This is a genomic window from Cysteiniphilum litorale, from assembly GCF_003428165.1.
Lineage (GTDB): Bacteria > Pseudomonadota > Gammaproteobacteria > Francisellales > Francisellaceae > Caedibacter > Caedibacter litoralis.
This window is the reverse complement of sequence record NZ_QLIQ01000009.1, coordinates 60,268-77,702: the sequence shown is the minus strand read 5'-3', so window position 1 is coordinate 77,702 and position 17,435 is coordinate 60,268. Positions and strand designations below refer to the sequence as shown.

Below are 17,435 nucleotides of genomic sequence, written 5' to 3'. Positions count from 1 at the left end.
GAAGTGTTGGGTTAGTGCGTACTATGGGTAATGCTGTGGCTACAATAGTAGATGATGAGGCTTCAACAAAAAGTCGCTGTGTAGCAGCATCACAGGCGGCTTTAGGAGCTGCAGAAAATACCCTAACAATTATCGCACGCTCTACTACTTCTGCAGCTTCTCATGCAACAACATTAGCTGGTGGAGTAGTTGGTGCTGTTGGCGGTGTGGTGTCTGCTGCTGATGATGTTTCAAAAATCATAAGTTACTGTGAAAAGATCGATGATACTTATATAGCGCTTTATATGGTTAATAAGTACTTTGAAAGGTTTTTACGCTATGGAGTAAGAGGAGCGGTTGATGAAGGTCAGTTGATATCTATCGCCTCATTAAAAGGCATGCTTTCTTGGTTGTTGGTTAAGTATGAAAATGCTTGCGATCGCCGCAAGGTCTCATTAGCGAATAATAGTGTTCAGGCTTGCCTTGGTGTCATCTCTACAATCGCTTTTGCGGCAGGATCTGCTGCAACCGTTGGTGCACTTATGGTAGTTGGTGCTGCTTTTGGTCTCTGCTATCTTGGTTATGCTGGGTATCAGAAATATTCGCATTACCAAAGCAATAGGGAGCGCTTTGCTGAGTATAGGGAAATGGTGCAGTATGCATTTGAAAGAAATGATATTACTGAAAGGCAATATCGTGAAGAAATGCAGTTAATGAGTCTTGCCAAAAGACATTCATCAGAACAGCACCATTATTTTGGTAGAACATTTGGAGATTATATGAGAACTAAGATAGCGGCATTCACTTTAGAAACGCATAGTAGACGGTATAATGAGATAGATCCATTTGATGGCTATAATGGGAGGATGATTTTATATATGTATAAGAAAATTTCACAACTCATCGGCTTTAATCCTCAGAGACATGCTAATTATTATCGTTTAATTAATCATAAATTTAATGGACATGTGGTAAGAGATTATGAAATCAATAGTGCTTTTGATCATGATGTAATTAATTTATCATTAAAAATTGATAAGTAACTATTCAATAAAAAGCTGATTTCCCTAAAACTCTTAAGGGATATTAAGGCATGATCCATTGTATTTATTATAATTTAATCTGCCGTAGAGGCAAAAGCTATACGTGTAGGGACAACTCGAGTTTTATCGATTATAACATTAGGCCAATATGGCTATGTTTCCGCTGAGATTTGTGAGTTAATATTAATCACATGAAGATCACTAGTTGGTGATTTTATAGTAAGTGTTAAATAAATTGGAGAAACAAATGGCAGTAGTTGATGAAATTCCTAAATCACGTATCACCCTTAAATACCCTGTAGAAATCAATGGCAAAAAGGTAAAAAAAGAATTGCCGTTTAGGATGTTAGTTATGGGGGACTTTTCGTTGGGGAAATCAAAAGATCGTCAAATAGATTTTGATGCCAGAGAGGTGCGTCAACTTGATGGCAAAAATTTAGACAAAACAATTAAAGATATGGGGATCACATTAAATCTTAATGTCGAAAACAAAGTGGATCCTTCCAATGAAGGCTCTATTGATGTCAATATCCCCATCGAAAATATAAAGTCATTTAACCCTACGAGTGTTGCTCAATCAGTACCAAAGATTAAAGCACTGAATTTAATGAAAACATTACTGATTGAGTTACAAGCAATGTCAGATAATAACAAGGCGTTTCGTCGTAAACTTAACGATATTTTAAAGGCACATGAAAGTGCTAACGAACTTAAGTCAAATCTAAATGCACTTGAAAATTACACCTTACCAAAAGCAGAGGTTGCGAATGTGATTGAAGGTGAAATTGATAGCACTGCTAAGGAGTAAATAATGACAGCAGAAAATACACAAACTTTAAGTGCAATTGAAGCTTTACTCAGTTCCGCAAGTTTAAATGCAACAGCCGTTGCACAAACCCCAATGGTTGCTAATGCGTTTTCAAATGTGGAGGAAAACTGCAGTGAGGAAAATCGCCTGCTTGCAAGTCTGGCAGCACTCATGGCAAATGCCGAGGTAGAGGACTTTAGTGCGGGCTTTAATAAATCAATTGCACAGCGAATTATTGATCGCATTGATAATGCCATCAATGATCAAGTTAATGAAATCATGCATCAGCCAGAGTTTAAACATATTGAATCTCAATTTACCTCATTGGCAGACTTAGTAAAAGATACCAACTTTCAGGCCAATATTAGAATTGACTTTTTAGATGCGTCTAAAGATGAACTTGCTGAGGACTTTGAGTGCAATAGTGTTGATATTGCAGGGTCATCATTATTCAAAAAAGTTTATATTGCGGAGTATGATCAATATGGCGGTGAGCCATATGGTTCAATTGTTGGGCTGTATGAATTTGATCGCTCAAATGAGGATCTGGATTGGTTATCAACTATGGGCAAAATATCAGTTGCCTCACATGCACCATTTGTATCAGCAGTTAAGCCGCAGTTTTTTGGCTGTGATTCTGTTGAAGAGCTGTCGCAGATCAAAGATCTTGAGGGGTTAATGAATCACCCTAAATTTGGTAATTGGAATAAATTTAGAAAAACAGAGCAGGCAACTTATGTTGGTTTGACACTGCCTCGTTATGTCTTAAGACTGCCTTATGATCCTGAGATCAATCCAGCAAACAAAGGTCTTAAAGGCTTTAAAGAAGATATTAATCCATTAAATGATAATGATTACTTATGGGGCTCAAGTGCCATATTGTTTGCTAAAAATTTAACCAAGTCGTTTGAGCGCTCTGGTTGGTGCCAGCATATTCGTGGTCCAAAGGCAGGGGGCATGGTTGAGAATCTTGCCACGCATACTTTTGATATTCGTGGTAAGGAGGAGGCAAAGCCACCGGTGGAGTTTGTGATTCCTGATTATCGTGAGTTTGAGTTTGCTAAGTGTGGTTTCATTCCTTTGGTATACAACAAGGGAACAACAGAGGCGTGTTTTTTTAGTGCGCAATCAGCGAAATATGTTGAGACCTTTGAAGATCCCAAAGACTCTGAAAATGCGCAGATGATTTCAAATCTGTCATACACTTATTCAATTACACGAATTGCGCATTATGTTAAATCTGTGATGCGTGACAATATTGGTTCAACAGCAGATGGCGCTTATATCCAGAACCAATTATCAAAGTGGCTCAACGATTATGTAACCGCAGTAACGGATCCAGATGATGTAACATTACAGCGATTCCCTTTTAAAACTGCCAAGATTGAGGTGAACTCTGTAGATGGAAAAATCGGTTGGTATAACTGCAAAATTAGTGTGCTACCTCATCTTCAATTTGAGGGTATGGATGCTGAGTTAAAGCTAGACTCTCGATTAGCTTAAAAATTAATGTGTAAAACATAAATGCAACGACAAAAGGAGTGTTTTAAATGAATAGTACAGCGATTAATAAAACGTTTGACCCATATGTTTTATTGGATCAGGGCAATGCCTTGCAACATGAAGAGTATGCAGTTATTACTGAGCTAAAAATCAATGGGACTGAGCTGCCAAAAGGTGTGAAATATAAGCAGCCAACTGATGACGGTGTGAGTGATGCAGAAGCCGTTGCTATTATCGATACATTTAACTTAGGCGAGCGTTCGTCAAGCCCGTTATCGATCAGATTTATGTATCCTGCAGCCCATCACACAGCACTTGTTACAACGATGCAAAGCTTTAAAGCAGATAATCAATTAATTGAGCTGAAGTTTGAAATTCATAAATTTGCAGGTAAAGATGGAACCGGTGAAGGGCAGTGGGTTGTCTATGCGAAAAATGAAGATGCAATTACCACCCGTTTGGATAGTTTTGGTGGTAAGCCTGCTGCTGAATATAATAAAGACTCTTTAGATGCACATGAGAAATTTGGGATATGGACATTGACCTTTTTGCCACCATCATTAAAGGCAACTAATCCTAATATTACGATTGATTTAGGACAAGGGCAAAAAACAGCACGTGCTTGGGGTATTGCTTCAAATGCAGCATAAATGAATGAATTTCAATACTGGGAGTTTAGTATGCATCAAGTCAATTGGAAAAATGGTCAATTACTTTTGCCTCAGCATTTTAATATGATGGGTGATCATCATGTTGCACTTATTGCTCAACGCTCGAAATTACAAGGTGAAGCTTTTTATGGTTTTGCTGATTTAGTGATTGATCGTGACTTGTGCGCAATGGGTGTTATCCGCTTTAAAGTGCTTAAAGCAATTGATGTTTGTGGTCAATATTATGAATTGCATAATAATCTCAGTATTGAAGAATGCTTGCTAGATGAGCTATTAAAGACGTCAAATAAAGAGGTTTATTTACATGTTTTCTCTGCAAAACCTAAAGAGATATCGGTCGTCGATCATCAAATTGAGATCAAAAGCTACAAGGCAGTTTTGTCTAGCGCTCCCACTATGGATGGAAGTGTTAGTAGCTTTCCTTTTTGTAAGATTTCAATGCTGCCATCTGGTAAATGTGAGCTTAATGCCTTAGCAAAAACGCCGATTTTAAGTTTTTATAACAGTCTATTTTGGGAAAGCTACAAAGATCAGATTAAAAGCATTGTTTTGTCGATCGAGGCGCGAATTAAAAATGACTTACTAAATCATATTTCAGCCAGTAAATATGTGATGGCGCAGACAGTTTTGATGCATAGTTATCGTATTGATAATTGCATGATGACCATGGAGCAAGGTGGTCGGTCATCACCTGATTATTTGTTTCAACAGTTATATGATTTTTATCTTTGTTTTTGCAATTACATCGATGATGAGCCTATTACTGAGCTGACATATCAGCATAATACATGCTGTAAGTGTTTGAATGATCTGGTTGAACACTTAGGTTTTATCGCCAAATATGAAGTGAAAGAGGCTTCATTGTTAGCTTTTAATAAAGGTATGCGCTATATAGAGCTCAAAGAAATTCCAGAGATTATTTTAGGTTCAAATCGAGTTTACTTACTCATTCAAGAGTTAACCAAAGATTTTAATATTGATGATATCAAAGTTGCCAGTAGTGAACGCTTGCCTGTGGTGCATCAAAAAGCATTGCCTGGTTTGCAATTAACCCATGAAAAAGAGACATTATTTTCGCATATTTTTGATGCGAATACCCAAATCTATAAAGTGGAGGCAGGTCGAGAGTGGGACAATGTGATTCATTATGGCAATATGGCCATGACAACAACTCCTCAGCTTGAAAATGCCAAGATCTTTTTATACTCACCGGACTATAAGGTCGAAAGGAGCGCGCTATGAGTGAATGTATTGATTTTGCTGAGCTATTAGCCAGTGAGGATGTATTATCACAAGTTGATTTATCTGAGATCGTTGACTTGAGCCAAAAGGGCGATTATATAAAATGTATGGAGATGTCGATGTCAAAGTTAGCCGAAGGTTACTTTGATATTCGTTTGGTATGTTATTACCTTTTTGGACTTTGCCATCAAAACTTCAATGAACATGCGATATACGCTTTTGATAGTTTGCATTTTATCTTGCAAGATCGTTATGAAATACTGCAACCATATAAGTTTAAACCTCGCCAAATTGAAAGTGCCTTAGGGTGGTTTGTTAGTGGGGTGATGGATAATTTAACTTATCAAGAAAGCCAGAAATCGCGTTTAAGTATTGCAGAAGATGTTGTCAATGCTTTTGACTTACTTGTGGTTTGTATCATGCAATTAGCCCCCAGTTTGCAAGACAGCTACAAGAAGTTACAACATTTTCTGCAACAACGATTAGCTAGAGCTGTTGTAGAGTCTCCGTTGAAGGGTAGTGATGACTATGAGGTCGCAACAGAGATGGGCTTAGATCTCAATGAGAAAAAGGCTCAAGTTGCATCAGGCTCATTAAAAGAGGCATCACAAAAATGGTTTGATTTGCTAGCGAAGCTTGAGACGTTTGATTTATTAAAGGCCAAAGGTCAGATGACTGCTGCCGCTGCCTTATATCATCATATATATAAAGAGCTATCACAGTTTAATCCGTTACAGTATTTCCCAAGTATTTTCATTGGGTTTTATCAGCAAAGTTTTGATCCTAAGTTTCAAACATTGGTTAATCATATGAGTGATAATCTTAATTCGTTGCAGTGGAGTATTCTTGAGAATATTATTCATTCGGATCATAGGTTATTGTTAGATCAACCGTTTGATAATAATGGCAGTACTGTTGATAAGGAGATCTTTAATGGACTTATTGCCAATACGCCAATGCCAAGCTTACAAAGTCCTGTGCATGAGCGCTATGACTATGAGAGGGATCACTCACCGCAACAACCGTTCCAAGAACGTGAGAGTCATTACAACAACGAGTTTATACGTCAAGATTAAAGGTGATTATGGTGGAAAATGAGTTAGCATCGTCTGAAAAATCAATATGCCCGAATGCGCAAAATTGCCGAGGAAGCTGTCATAACCAACAGGTTGAGACATTATCAAATAGTTGGCAATATGCTTTGATGGGGGCGTATGCGATGACTGATTATCAGCCCCCTACTCAAGATACTCCTTCCTTTGATTCAAATGAATCATGTGGGGACAATGCTAACGATTATGACAATATGCTCAAGCAGTCGTTATCTGATCAAAATAGCGCATATCAATCAAGCATTGATCAAGTTGCTAATATGGATGCTATAAAGCAAAGTATGAGTGATCAGCAATCGCAGTTATATGCGTTAAAGGCAAATGCTACTTTCACTCAGCCTAAGAGACCCGAGTTAAGTAGTGCAGGATCACCTGCTCAAATACAGATGATGATAGCAAATAGTCATCTAGATGCTCTTAAGAATTACAAAGGTGCCATTGAGAATTGTCCAGATGATATGCTCTCTGAGCAATTAAATGCACAAAGCAATATGGGTTTAAACCAACAGGCGCTTACTCAGCAATATGATAATGCGTTACAACAAAGTATTACAGGGCACGCGCAAGCATCTCGTTTTCCACAGGCAAATCAATTTATGTTGTTGCAACAAAGCTATACCTCAGCAGTTAGTAGCTTGATGCCCTTTGCGCGTAGTCACTCGGCGTTAAATGCAAATATTGGTGATTTTCAACAACGTATGCATGATACCTCTAGCGAATTGATGCAGTTGTATGCGATGCATAGTAATGCTCAGTCAAATCAAGCCGATGTAAATGCTCAGATGACAAAGGTGCAAACGAGCATAGCTAATACACAAGCAAGCTTTAGTCAAATCAATGCGACCTGTCAAAATAATGATTTATACCAAAAATCATTGCAAACGGAAGCAGGTATCTATCGTGCGCATATTGAAGCCACTCAAGTGAATTATCAGCTTTCGCAGATCAAGCAAGACTCATCCAATACAAACACTATAGCAAATGGTAATGATTTGCAGCAGCGAATAAGCTATATATCGACGCAAACGCAACACATAAGTCGTCAATATTGGGCGGCACGCTCAGCAGATGCTTCAACACAATATCAACCGCTAGCAACGCTAAATAACCAATTACAACAACATCAATTATCAGAAGATAGTATCAATCAACAGATGATAAAAGCATTAAACAATGCGCAAAACGCAGCGGATGTTATTAATAGTGCCAAAGGCTGCAAAGACTTTGCCAATCGATCAGGAAAATATGCGCAAGCTTTAGGTCGCTTAAATACTTCTTTAACACAATTAAATACACATGCTGCTACCATAAGTAATGGCTATCAGCAAACATTAAATGATCAGTTGACTCAGGCAAATGAGCAAATGAATGGTTTGCAAAATGCGCATGCGCAGCAGCTTGCCGCATTGAGTGGTTGCATTAATGACAATAAATCAATGTCGCAAGCACAAGATCATTATGCGCAGTCATTAGGTCACTTTAATCAATTGCAAAGTCAAATGAAGTCACAAGCAATAACCGCTCTTAATGACTCGCCGCAAAACGGTGAGAAAAGATTAGCACAAATACAAGCATTACAAGATAAAGCAATGGCTGCATATGCAAAGGCGCAAGCCGACTATGCCAAACTTAAGGCGGCATATTTAGAAAAACTTGCTGAGATTCAAGCAGCAGCACAGAAAATGCAAAGTATGTTAAATAGTAAGTTAAATGCAGCGAATGCGATGACACAAAATCTATCTAATCAAGTGTCGCAAACTTTCTGTAATGTCAACCCAATGATTTCATTAAGTCAATCAGCGTCTATTAATGAAATAGCAACGTTACAACCAAGCACGTTAAAGAAACTCAATCAGCTCAACACAGAGTTAATAAAAGCACAGCAGAGTATGAGTGGGCTCACAAGCCAAAGTAGTTCGGCACAGTTGACACAAAATCTGGCAGTGATTAATCAATCACAGGCACAAGTAGCTGCGGTACTTAACGATATGCAGCAGCAAGTTAATAAGCAGATTGCAGCAACGAAACCTAAGCTATGCCCTCTATTATCAACAGGTGTTGATGTGATGCAGTCCAAGGCAGATAATATCAAACAAAGCCTCATGCAAGCACGCATGAATTTTCCAAGTTGCCCACATGCAACAGATCAAATAAATGATGCCTATCAACAAGTTAATCAATTACATTCAAACTTTCAACAGGCTTTAAACCCATCACAAGATCAAGTCGCATTACCACAAAACCTACTTCAGCTACGTGATAATGCACTGAATATGCAAGCAAATGGCAATAATTTACTAGTTAATGGTCAGACTGCTATGAATACAAGTGTTACACTTGGTCAATCGGTAAGTTTAAATACACAGGCAATGGCAAATTTTCCTGCAATGCCAAATGAAGGAAGCCTATTAGCCTCAATGCAATTGCCACCCTTGCCAGATCTAAATAGTTTATTACCAAATAATGTCGTTATTCCACAGGTAACGGATATGCTTAATCAGCTAACTGCGGCATTAGGTTGTGTGATGAGTGCATTTGCAACACCTAGTGGTAGTGGTGAGAAAATGGTCGCAGTCTCATCCGGTGCTGAAATTCGTTGTATGATGGGGGCGGCTCCCTTGCCATTAACCGTGCTTCCCTTTGGTGTGAACCTATCTCCTGGGAAGCCGGCAACTTTACCGATCAATATGATTCCCTTTTTGAATGTAAAACCGTTTTCACCATGCACAAATCCAGCAAATCCATTGGTGATTGCCTCTTTGGGGGCGCCATCAACTTGTATGCCATTGACGGTACCATGGTTTCCTTTGGCAACGATGACGCAAGGATTAAGCATGCCTTTAGTACGTCAAAATAGTCAATTGCACTGTGCCTTTACTGCAATGAGTGGCATGGTTACCGTGGTAAACCCAGGGCAAGATGCCATCGAAGTGGCTTAAGGTGAAAAAATGGCAACATTAAATACGGCTGATATTACCCTTGCTGCAAATACACCAAGCATTACATTGACAACTCAGCTTAAGAATAGTGAGGATCAATATCAATACTGCCTTGATGCAAAAGCTAAACTGTCTAATGAATCAGTACCAGAAGGCACGATTCATAAAAAAAGCAAACAAATCACGCTAACTGCCGATGAAACGCTTACAGCTCAAGTAAAAAACACAACTTTAAAGCTAAGTAGTGATGAAGCATTTATTGAAATCGGTAGTGCGAAATTCGATATTAAAGATGGTGAGATTTCAATCTGTGTAGGGAGTTCTAAATTAACGATTTCAGACAGTTCGATCACAATCAAGGCAGAAAATATTGAGCAAGATGGGCAAAGTATTAGCATGAAAGGTGACTCAATTAGTGGTAAAGCGCCACAGGTTAATCTAGGTCCATAAAGCCACTTTGGCTATGTTCTTTTCTCTCAAAAAGGATATGTTGGGTATAGGTTAATAAATAGGTTGAAATAAATGGCATCTTTCGACACTCAGCTATTGCAAATTCAATTAATTCCATTAGATAAAAGCAATAAAGCACAACAGGATAAATTGCTTGAGATTAATGGCTCTTTTATTCATCAATTTACATTGGATATGCAAGTAAGTGGTTTTACTGGAGACTTAACACTGATTCCCTTGGACTATGATAAATCATTGATTAATTCAGTCAAAGATTTGATGATGAAAGGTGCGGTTAAAATTAATATATTGATTCAACAAAAATTAAATGTTGATAGTCAAAACAGTCAAGTAAAGCAGCTTATTTTAAGTGGTTACTTAACAGCGTATCAACCGTTAACCATGGAGTACTTAGATTTTAATAGTCAAATAGACGCCAAAACTAAAAAACCTGTGATCACATCTATGTGTCAGCGCTTAAGATTGAAATTTACTGACCCATTGCAATATTGGCTAAAGCAATCAAGTAAACGCATGGGATTTAAGGATAAAAGTTATGGTGATGTCATCGCTGATATCATGTCACCATTTACAGCATTATGTACCTTGACAGTAGATGAAAAGCTCGCGGATTACCAAACGAAAAGACGCGTTATTATCCCTTGTGTGCATGGAAAGGATATAAGTCATTATGAATATCTAGCGTTTATTGTTGCGCACTATGGTGGTGTGTTAGTTTTTGATTATCAGGCGATGCAGGAGGAAAAGCCAAGTGTGGTGCTGTCAAAGGATTTTGATGGTAGTGTGATTAGCTGGCCTGCGATAAAGACGCCAAAATATCAAATAAAAGCGCTTGCGACAGATGGGGACTCCAAACCCAATGCAAATTTGGTTTTTAGCGATTGGCAGCAGTTGATTAATATCAATCTTGAAAATATCACAAAATCACAAACAGCTGATCAGGTGATTAATACCTTTCCTGAGCTAGTAAAAAGCTATCCTGAGAGTGTTGAGGATAAGCCAATATGTATTGTTAATAGACGCATATCATCTGCCGTTGAAGATGATGCTAAAAAACAAGCAAATCAGCAATTAAAATTTGAGACGACTCAGAAATTGCCATTGCAGCAATTAATAATGCAGTTTGATGTATTACCAAGCTTTATAGGGCGAATATTTCCACTTGATCAAATGGATTTGAATTTACCGTTAGCTGATGGTGAGAGCTTAAATTTATTTGGTGATAAATCTGCTCAAGTGCATTCATTTAAATTGATGATGAGTCTTCATCAAGCAAACAATGAGGGTGTTTGTCTTGTAAAGATGAAAGCCGCAGACCTTAAAAGATATTATTCAGCAACACATGCGCTTGTTTCAGAGTATGTATTTGTTGATCCCAAAGAGCAAGATCTTGTATTTACGCCCAAAGTGAGGGATATGCCATTAATAACGACCGAGGGTGTTGTTGTCGGCAGCTCAGATGCAAATCAACAGCAAAGTAATAAATCAGCACAATATTTATATGTGGTAGATAAAAATAAAAGCCCAGCAATTGACGGTGTGAGTTTAGATCAATTGACAAAAGATGAGCTATGTTATTGGGTTAAATTGCCTGAGTTTAACAATCTACTGATACAGGTTCCTGTTAGTGGTTATATCACACATGCTCAATATCATTTGCCATTGAAAGTAGGCACAAGGATAATGCTGAAATGTAACCCTGAATATGTAATGCTTGATGGTATTATTGCAACGAAAATTATAAAGCCCATTGAGGCGTCGACTCAGCTTGAATCGTTGTTTTGGGGTGCAGATCAGGAGATGTCACTCCAAGCAAGTACTGATAAGACAGGCAAAAAACAAAAACTCAATATGGGGATAGATTTAGGTGAGAATAATGAAAAATCAAACTATAGCATTGAGTTTGATGCACAAGCTAATACCACTAAGATTAGTGCAACAAGTGTAGGTGAATCAGGGAGTTAAGACGTTTTTACTGTTTCTTTAGTGGATAGTAATCAGGTATCCATTGTGCGTTGTTAACGAGTTTTTCGACATCAGCTTCTTTGGCTTTGATACTGGATAAGCCTTCTTTAATGGCTTGTTTAGCAACAGCGATAGCGACCGCTTTGCTAACAATGGTGGCATCATGAATTGGTGGTAATACTGGATTGTTAACGGATTGATGCAGTGGTGAGAAGCTCGCTAGTGTTTCGCTGGCAACGCGAATCATACCATCAGACATCTTAGTGGCTTTAACAGCAATGGCACCTAATCCAAGTCCTGGGAAAATGAACGCATTGTTGCCTTGAGATATCTGGTAAGTTTTTCCTTGATAAACAACAGGTTCAAATGGACTGCCTGCGGCAATAATGGCTTTGGCATTGGTCCAGTTGATGAGATCTTCAGGTGTTGCTTCACAGTGTGAATTTGGATTTGATAATGGCATGATAATCGGGCGCTCAATATTTTGCGCCATGGTGGTGACAATTGGTTTGTTAAAAGCACCTTTAACCGTTGAGCAGCCGATTAAGATTGTGGCTTTAGCGTTTTGCACGACTTCAAGCAATGAAATATTCTCCTGATTATTGATATTCCAATTCTTGAGTTCTTTCCTTGATTTAGCATAGGGCTTTTGAAAATCTGGTAAATCTGGCATATCATCAACGACAAGACCAAATCGATCAATAATATAAAAGCGATCCAAAGCTTGTTTTCTTGTCATGCCACTGGCAATAAAGGCATCAAGAATCTGATCCATAATGCCGCAGCCTGCGGTGCCGGCACCAAACATCACCACTTTATGATCCGTAAATTTAGTTTGGGTGGCTCTGATGGCTGAAATCACATTAGCTGTAGCAACAATCCCTGTGCCTTGCATATCATCATTGAATGTACAAAGTTGATCACGATAAGTCTCTAAAATCGCGCGCGCATGATCTCGACCGAAGTCCTCCCAGTGCAAATAGACATTGGGGAAGTGCTTTTTAACACTCATGACAAATTTTTCGATAAATTGATCATACTTTTTGCCGGTAATACGTGGGTGGCGAGCACCAAGATACATCGGGTCATCCAGTAGCTTTTGATTGTTGGTGCCAACGTCAAGTTGTACAGGAAGCACATTGGCAGGATTGATACCCGCACAAATAATATAAACCATTAATTTGCCAATGCTGATATCCATGCCACCAATGCCCCAGTCGCCAATACCAAGTACAGCCTCGCCGTCGGTAACAATAATAAAATCGATCTGTTGTTTTTTAGCAATATTGCCAAGGATCATATCCATTTGTTTTTGTTCATCATAGGCAAGATAAATGCCAGCAGGGCGCCTAAATTCGCTAGAGTATTGCTCAACGGCATCACCAACTGTTGGTGTATAAACAATCGGTAATACCTCATCGATATGTTGTGAGCAAAATTTATAAAAGAGCGTTGTATTGCTATCATGCAGGGTGTTTAGGAAAATATTTTTCTGGATATTGTCATTTTTCTCTTGAAATTGGCGATAGACGCGCATCAGTTGTGAAGATAGGCTTTCAACTTGAATTGGCAGTTTACCGTGTAAATCAAACGCATCACGCTCTTCTTTGCTAAAGGCGGTGCCTTTATTTAACAGTGGATTGTCCATCAGCTCATGGGCAGAAAGGGAGGTTTGAATTTCTTGTGTTTGCCCGTCTTTATTGGTAATAACTTTAAACATATAAGCTCCTTGCTGTTTGGTGTAACAGTTATGAGTATAGGTTTATAAATGCTAAGCGCAACGTTAGACAGCTAAAATAAAGCAATAAAAAATGTTAGGGAAAACAGGGTAATGATTAGTGAATACGAAAAGATCTTGTTAATACTTCTTCAATAGGGATGAATCCACCAAAAAGCTCATCTTCTTGGTTGGCAATGGTCATTTCAAATATCCATAGGAATTGTTCTTCAGTAATGGTGTGCGTGCCAAGGGATATGATTTGTTCAATAATAAACTCAAGCTCATGCGATTGAATGTCACCTGCTAAATACGCTTCAAGCAAGAATCGCAGGCTTTCTGTCGGAATAATCGCCTTCTCTTGTGGTGTAAAGACACGTACGGTTTCAGGGTGATAGTCTGCTCTTGGCTCGTCATTGAATTTGCTGAAACGCTCAAGCCAAGCAATTGCCTGCTCAATCGCCTGTGGCGCAAGACCTGCTTTTTGCAATTCATGTAATATCTCTTGTGAGTTTGTCAATTTGACCATATCACCATCGAAATAGGGCAAATCGCTAAACAGCGACATGAGAACTTGTAGTATAGGGGCTTTGTTGTTCATGTTACCTTATTAGATTCGTTTATATCCGCCAGGAACTGCGCTAACAAGCGCTTCCATCTCAAGCTCAAACAGTATGCCAGTTATTTTTGCGTATGTTAAGTTGGTCGTGTCGATAATTTTGTCAATCGTGGTGCAACTTGAGCCAATACTATCAAAAACAAGCTGTTGCTCGCTGGTGAGTAATAAGGATTGTTGAAAGGGTGTTTGCGAAGTATTGAGCGTTTGTGTGAGGTTTAGCTCTTCAATAATATCCTCTGCTGAACAAACAAGCTTTGCACCCATCTGAATCAATTTATGGCAGCCATTGCTTTGGTTGTGGAATATATTGCCTGGAATAGCGAAAACATCACGGTTTTGTTCAAGAGCATGCATCGCTGTGATCAGTGAGCCACTTTTGTGCGCGGCCTCAATGACAACGACTCCAAGGCTTAAGCCACTAATCAATCGGTTTCTTTTAGGAAAGTGAAAGCGCTTCGGTGCTTGTCCTAATAAAAACTCAGAAATAACCAAGCCGTGGTTTTGAATTTGAGCGTAAAGGTGACGGTTTTGTGCCGGATAACAGGTATTGACGCCAGTACCAAGTACGGCAATGGTCTTGCCATTTTGATTAAGTGCTTCTTGGTGTGCCAACGTATCAATGCCAAGCGCCATACCACTATTGATAGTAAGTTTGGCTTGTAACAGATTAGGGATCAGTGCCTTGATACATTCACTGCCGTAAAGACTGGCTTGGCGCGTGCCAACAATAGCAAGTTGCAGTGTGTTTAAAAGGGCAATATCGCCAATGGCATAGAGGCTTAATGGTGGATCGCTGATTTGTTTTAATTGTGGTGGGAATGCTAGATCAGTAAGATGAATTAAATGATGCTTATCAGAAGATGTAAGCCATGTTTCAAGTTTTTTGAGATAAGGCGTGAATTTTTGCTCTTGAATAAAAGTAATCATTTCATGATTTAAATTTAAAGCGTGTTGATAATTATGTGGTTTGGCAAGAAAGTCATCAATGCTAACTTCAAGGCTCACAAGTTTTTGATAGTGCTTAAAAGAAAATCCAGGGATAGTGTGTAAAACACTAAAGCTCATGTTTTGCATGGTGTTTGGGGAGCTGAGTTAACACTGTGCTGCCAATCATAACTTCTTGCTGAGCGTTAGTTACGAGCGCTATGGCGTGATGGCTAGCAAGTCGATAGACAAATCCTTGCCCTAAAAACTGCCCAGGGATGGCATAACCATCAACTTTTTTAGCAGGTGATTCAAAATAAACGCGCATACCCATTTTAAGTCCGGCGCTTTGTCCTGTATTGATTAAAACAGATTGATAGGTGGCAAAATCAGCTTCACCCTCTAGTTGTGTGACTTCACCGCTGATATTGCTATCAGCAATGATTTCATCATTAGGTAGTTTTGTTTGCACTAAATCAGAAGGTAGCGCATGATCACCGATATTAATCTCTTGGGTAATATTCATAATGCGCATGACCAGTGTGCCTTGGTAGTTGCTAATAAATTCAGCTTTGCCAAGGCGTTTGAAAATATAATCGTATTTATTCTCAGCATAAGGAATGCTATTGACGTGTGAAAAAATGTAGTAAAAGGGTGTTTCATTAGTTTTAGAAACATAAACAGTGTCACCGGAGCTTACAAGTGCTTGCCCTTTTGATGAGGCAATGATTTTGCCTGCATCCTTTAGCGGAATGTCAGATAAATAAAAATTACTAAAAAAGGTATGATATTTTTCATATAAAGATTGAGCATTTACGGGCTTGCTTAACAGTGTGACTAATAAGAAAAAAACGATAGATAGTAGCAGTTTGTGTGAAATACTGCTAAGTGGTGCTTGTCGTGCAAAGGAATATTTGTGCATTTTTTATAAATCTCGTAGAATGTGCGCGTTAGTAACCTGCTAAAACTCTAGCCTAGATGTTGGGGAAAAGCAAAAAAAGCACAACTAAAACGAAGGAATTCCATGAAAATACAAAGAGATAGCTTTGTAAAGATGCATTTTAAAATCCGTTTAAAAGATGGATCCATTGCTGAAGATACGAAAAACTATGATCACCCATATGTGTTCCAAATGGGCAAGGGCACGTTTTCAGAGAAAGTAGAAAATGAGTTGCTGGGTTTAGAAATCGGTGCTAATCGTAAGATGATGTTGATGCCTGAAGATGCCTTTGGTCAAAAACATCCGGCGATGATTTATGAAGTGCCAAGAAAAAGATTCCCTGAAGATATGGAGTTAGAGCAAGGTCTAATTGTTGCCTTCTCACAGAAAGATGGGACAGAATTGCCCGTTGTGATCGTTGAGATTCATGAGCATGATGTGACGGTTGATTTCAATCATCCATTATCAGGGCAAGTGATTTTGTTTGATGTTGATATCTTAGAGGTTTCAGATAAGGAATTTGCCTAATGAAAATTATTTTAGCCAACCCACGGGGATTTTGCGCGGGTGTTTCACGCGCTGTTGATGTTGTTGAACGTGTACTTGCATTGGAACCTCATCCTGTCTATGTGCGCCATGAAGTGGTGCATAATCGTGCGGTGGTTGAAAGCCTTAAAGAAAAAGGAGCAATTTTCGTTAAAGAATTACATGAAGTGCCAGATCATGCCGTATGTATTTTTAGTGCGCATGGTGTTTCGCAAGCGGTAGAGGAAGAAGCAAGACGTAAAAGTCTTAAAATTTACGATGCGACCTGCCCATTGGTGACAAAGGTGCATAAAGAGGTGCAAAAGGCCAGTAATATTGGTGTCGAATGTGTGCTTATAGGGCACAAAGGACACCCTGAGGTTGAGGGGACACTTGGACAATATAAAAATGACTACAGTCAGATCTATTTGGTTGAAAATGTCGATGATGTGGCAGACTTAGATGTGCAAGATCCAACAAGGCTTATTTTTGCAACCCAAACCACTTTATCGGTCGATGAAACAAAAGATATTATTGCAGCATTAAAGGCTAAATATCCTGAAGTCAGTTCACCAAAAAAAGAAGATATTTGTTACGCTACACAGAATCGTCAGAATGCAGTAAGAGCATTAGCTAAAGAGGTTGATATTCTCTTGGTAGTAGGCTCTAAAAATAGCTCAAATTCAAATCGTTTGCGTGAACTAGCTGAGAAAGAGGGTGTTGATGCCTATTTGATTGATAATAAGGATGACATTAATCTTGAATGGTTTGTCAATAAACACAATGCAGGTGTTACCGCAGGGGCTTCAGCGCCTGAATATTTGGTGCAGCAAGTGGTAAGCTTCTTGCAAGCGCATTTTGCCGATGCCCATGTTGTCGACTTTGAAGGTGTTAAGGAAGAAGTAACTTTTCCTTTACCAAAGTTATTAAAACAAACTAAGCTTGGCGGTGTGAAAGCCAATAAAAGTAACGTGTAA

General features: G+C 38.8%; 15 protein-coding genes. 11 read left to right on the top strand and 4 right to left on the bottom strand.

The features are described from left to right. The first annotated feature begins 23 nt into the window (after nt 1-23). The 9 genes from DNJ75_RS05725 (at nt 24) to DNJ75_RS05685 (ending at nt 11,733) form a co-directional block, all read left to right on the top strand. Nucleotides 24-1,022, top strand: coding sequence for a hypothetical protein (locus tag DNJ75_RS05725; RefSeq protein ID WP_157968225.1), 999 nt, complete (start codon nt 24-26; stop codon nt 1,020-1,022). Nucleotides 1,023-1,269: 247 nt separating this feature from the next. Further along, complete coding sequence (tssB, locus tag DNJ75_RS05720) at nt 1,270-1,830, top strand: type VI secretion system contractile sheath small subunit (protein WP_117002230.1); 561 nt, start codon at nt 1,270-1,272, stop codon at nt 1,828-1,830. A 3-nt stretch (nt 1,831-1,833) separates the two neighbouring features. Next, nucleotides 1,834-3,333: a type VI secretion system contractile sheath large subunit gene (gene tssC, locus DNJ75_RS05715; protein ID WP_117002229.1), complete on the top strand. Its 1,500-nt coding sequence runs from the start codon at nt 1,834-1,836 to the stop codon at nt 3,331-3,333. 47 nt (nt 3,334-3,380) lie between these two features. Continuing rightward, nucleotides 3,381-3,983, top strand: coding sequence for a hypothetical protein (locus DNJ75_RS05710; RefSeq protein ID WP_117002228.1), 603 nt, complete (start codon nt 3,381-3,383; stop codon nt 3,981-3,983). Continuing rightward, a complete protein-coding gene (gene tssK, locus DNJ75_RS05705) occupies nt 3,984-5,246 on the top strand; it encodes a type VI secretion system baseplate subunit TssK (protein ID WP_117002227.1) in 1,263 nt (420 codons plus the stop codon). Next, complete coding sequence (locus DNJ75_RS05700; protein ID WP_117002226.1) at nt 5,243-6,322, top strand: type VI secretion system protein IglI family protein; 1,080 nt, start codon at nt 5,243-5,245, stop codon at nt 6,320-6,322. Before tssK ends, DNJ75_RS05700 begins: the two co-directional genes overlap by 4 nt. An 11-nt stretch (nt 6,323-6,333) precedes the next feature. Beyond that, a complete protein-coding gene (locus tag DNJ75_RS05695; protein ID WP_150468999.1) occupies nt 6,334-9,297 on the top strand; it encodes a PAAR-like protein in 2,964 nt (987 codons plus the stop codon). Between the two features lie 9 nt (nt 9,298-9,306). Further along, on the top strand, nt 9,307-9,747 hold the full coding sequence (locus DNJ75_RS05690) for a hypothetical protein (RefSeq protein WP_117002224.1): 441 nt from the start codon (nt 9,307-9,309) through the stop codon (nt 9,745-9,747). 72 nt (nt 9,748-9,819) lie between these two features. Continuing rightward, nucleotides 9,820-11,733: a hypothetical protein gene (locus tag DNJ75_RS05685; protein ID WP_117002223.1), complete on the top strand. Its 1,914-nt coding sequence runs from the start codon at nt 9,820-9,822 to the stop codon at nt 11,731-11,733. Nucleotides 11,734-11,740: 7 nt separating this feature from the next. Here DNJ75_RS05685 and DNJ75_RS05680 read toward each other — a convergent pair whose 3' ends face one another. The 4 genes from DNJ75_RS05680 to DNJ75_RS05665 all read right to left on the bottom strand — a co-directional run bounded on the left by DNJ75_RS05680 (nt 11,741) and on the right by DNJ75_RS05665 (nt 15,915). Continuing rightward, on the bottom strand, nt 11,741-13,453 hold the full coding sequence (locus tag DNJ75_RS05680; RefSeq protein ID WP_117002222.1) for an NAD-dependent malic enzyme: 1,713 nt from the start codon (nt 13,451-13,453) through the stop codon (nt 11,741-11,743). Nucleotides 13,454-13,568: 115 nt separating this feature from the next. Then, a complete protein-coding gene (locus tag DNJ75_RS05675; protein ID WP_117002221.1) occupies nt 13,569-14,051 on the bottom strand; it encodes a DUF494 family protein in 483 nt (160 codons plus the stop codon). A gap of 9 nt (nt 14,052-14,060) precedes the next feature. Then, the gene (gene dprA, locus DNJ75_RS05670) at nt 14,061-15,134 is read right to left on the bottom strand and encodes a DNA-processing protein DprA (RefSeq protein WP_224742300.1); all 1,074 of its coding nucleotides are present in this window, start codon (nt 15,132-15,134) and stop codon (nt 14,061-14,063) included. Beyond that, a complete protein-coding gene (locus tag DNJ75_RS05665; protein ID WP_117002219.1) occupies nt 15,124-15,915 on the bottom strand; it encodes a hypothetical protein in 792 nt (263 codons plus the stop codon). The genes dprA and DNJ75_RS05665 overlap by 11 nt, the downstream gene beginning before the upstream one ends. 102 nt (nt 15,916-16,017) lie before the next feature. Between DNJ75_RS05665 and fkpB the strand changes: the two genes are divergently transcribed. Next, nucleotides 16,018-16,461 carry an FKBP-type peptidyl-prolyl cis-trans isomerase gene (gene fkpB / locus DNJ75_RS05660; protein ID WP_117002218.1) on the top strand — a complete coding sequence of 148 codons (444 nt, stop codon included), beginning with the start codon at nt 16,018-16,020 and terminating at the stop codon, nt 16,459-16,461. Continuing rightward, nucleotides 16,461-17,435, top strand: coding sequence for a 4-hydroxy-3-methylbut-2-enyl diphosphate reductase (gene ispH, locus DNJ75_RS05655; protein ID WP_117002217.1), 975 nt, complete (start codon nt 16,461-16,463; stop codon nt 17,433-17,435). Before fkpB ends, ispH begins: the two co-directional genes overlap by 1 nt.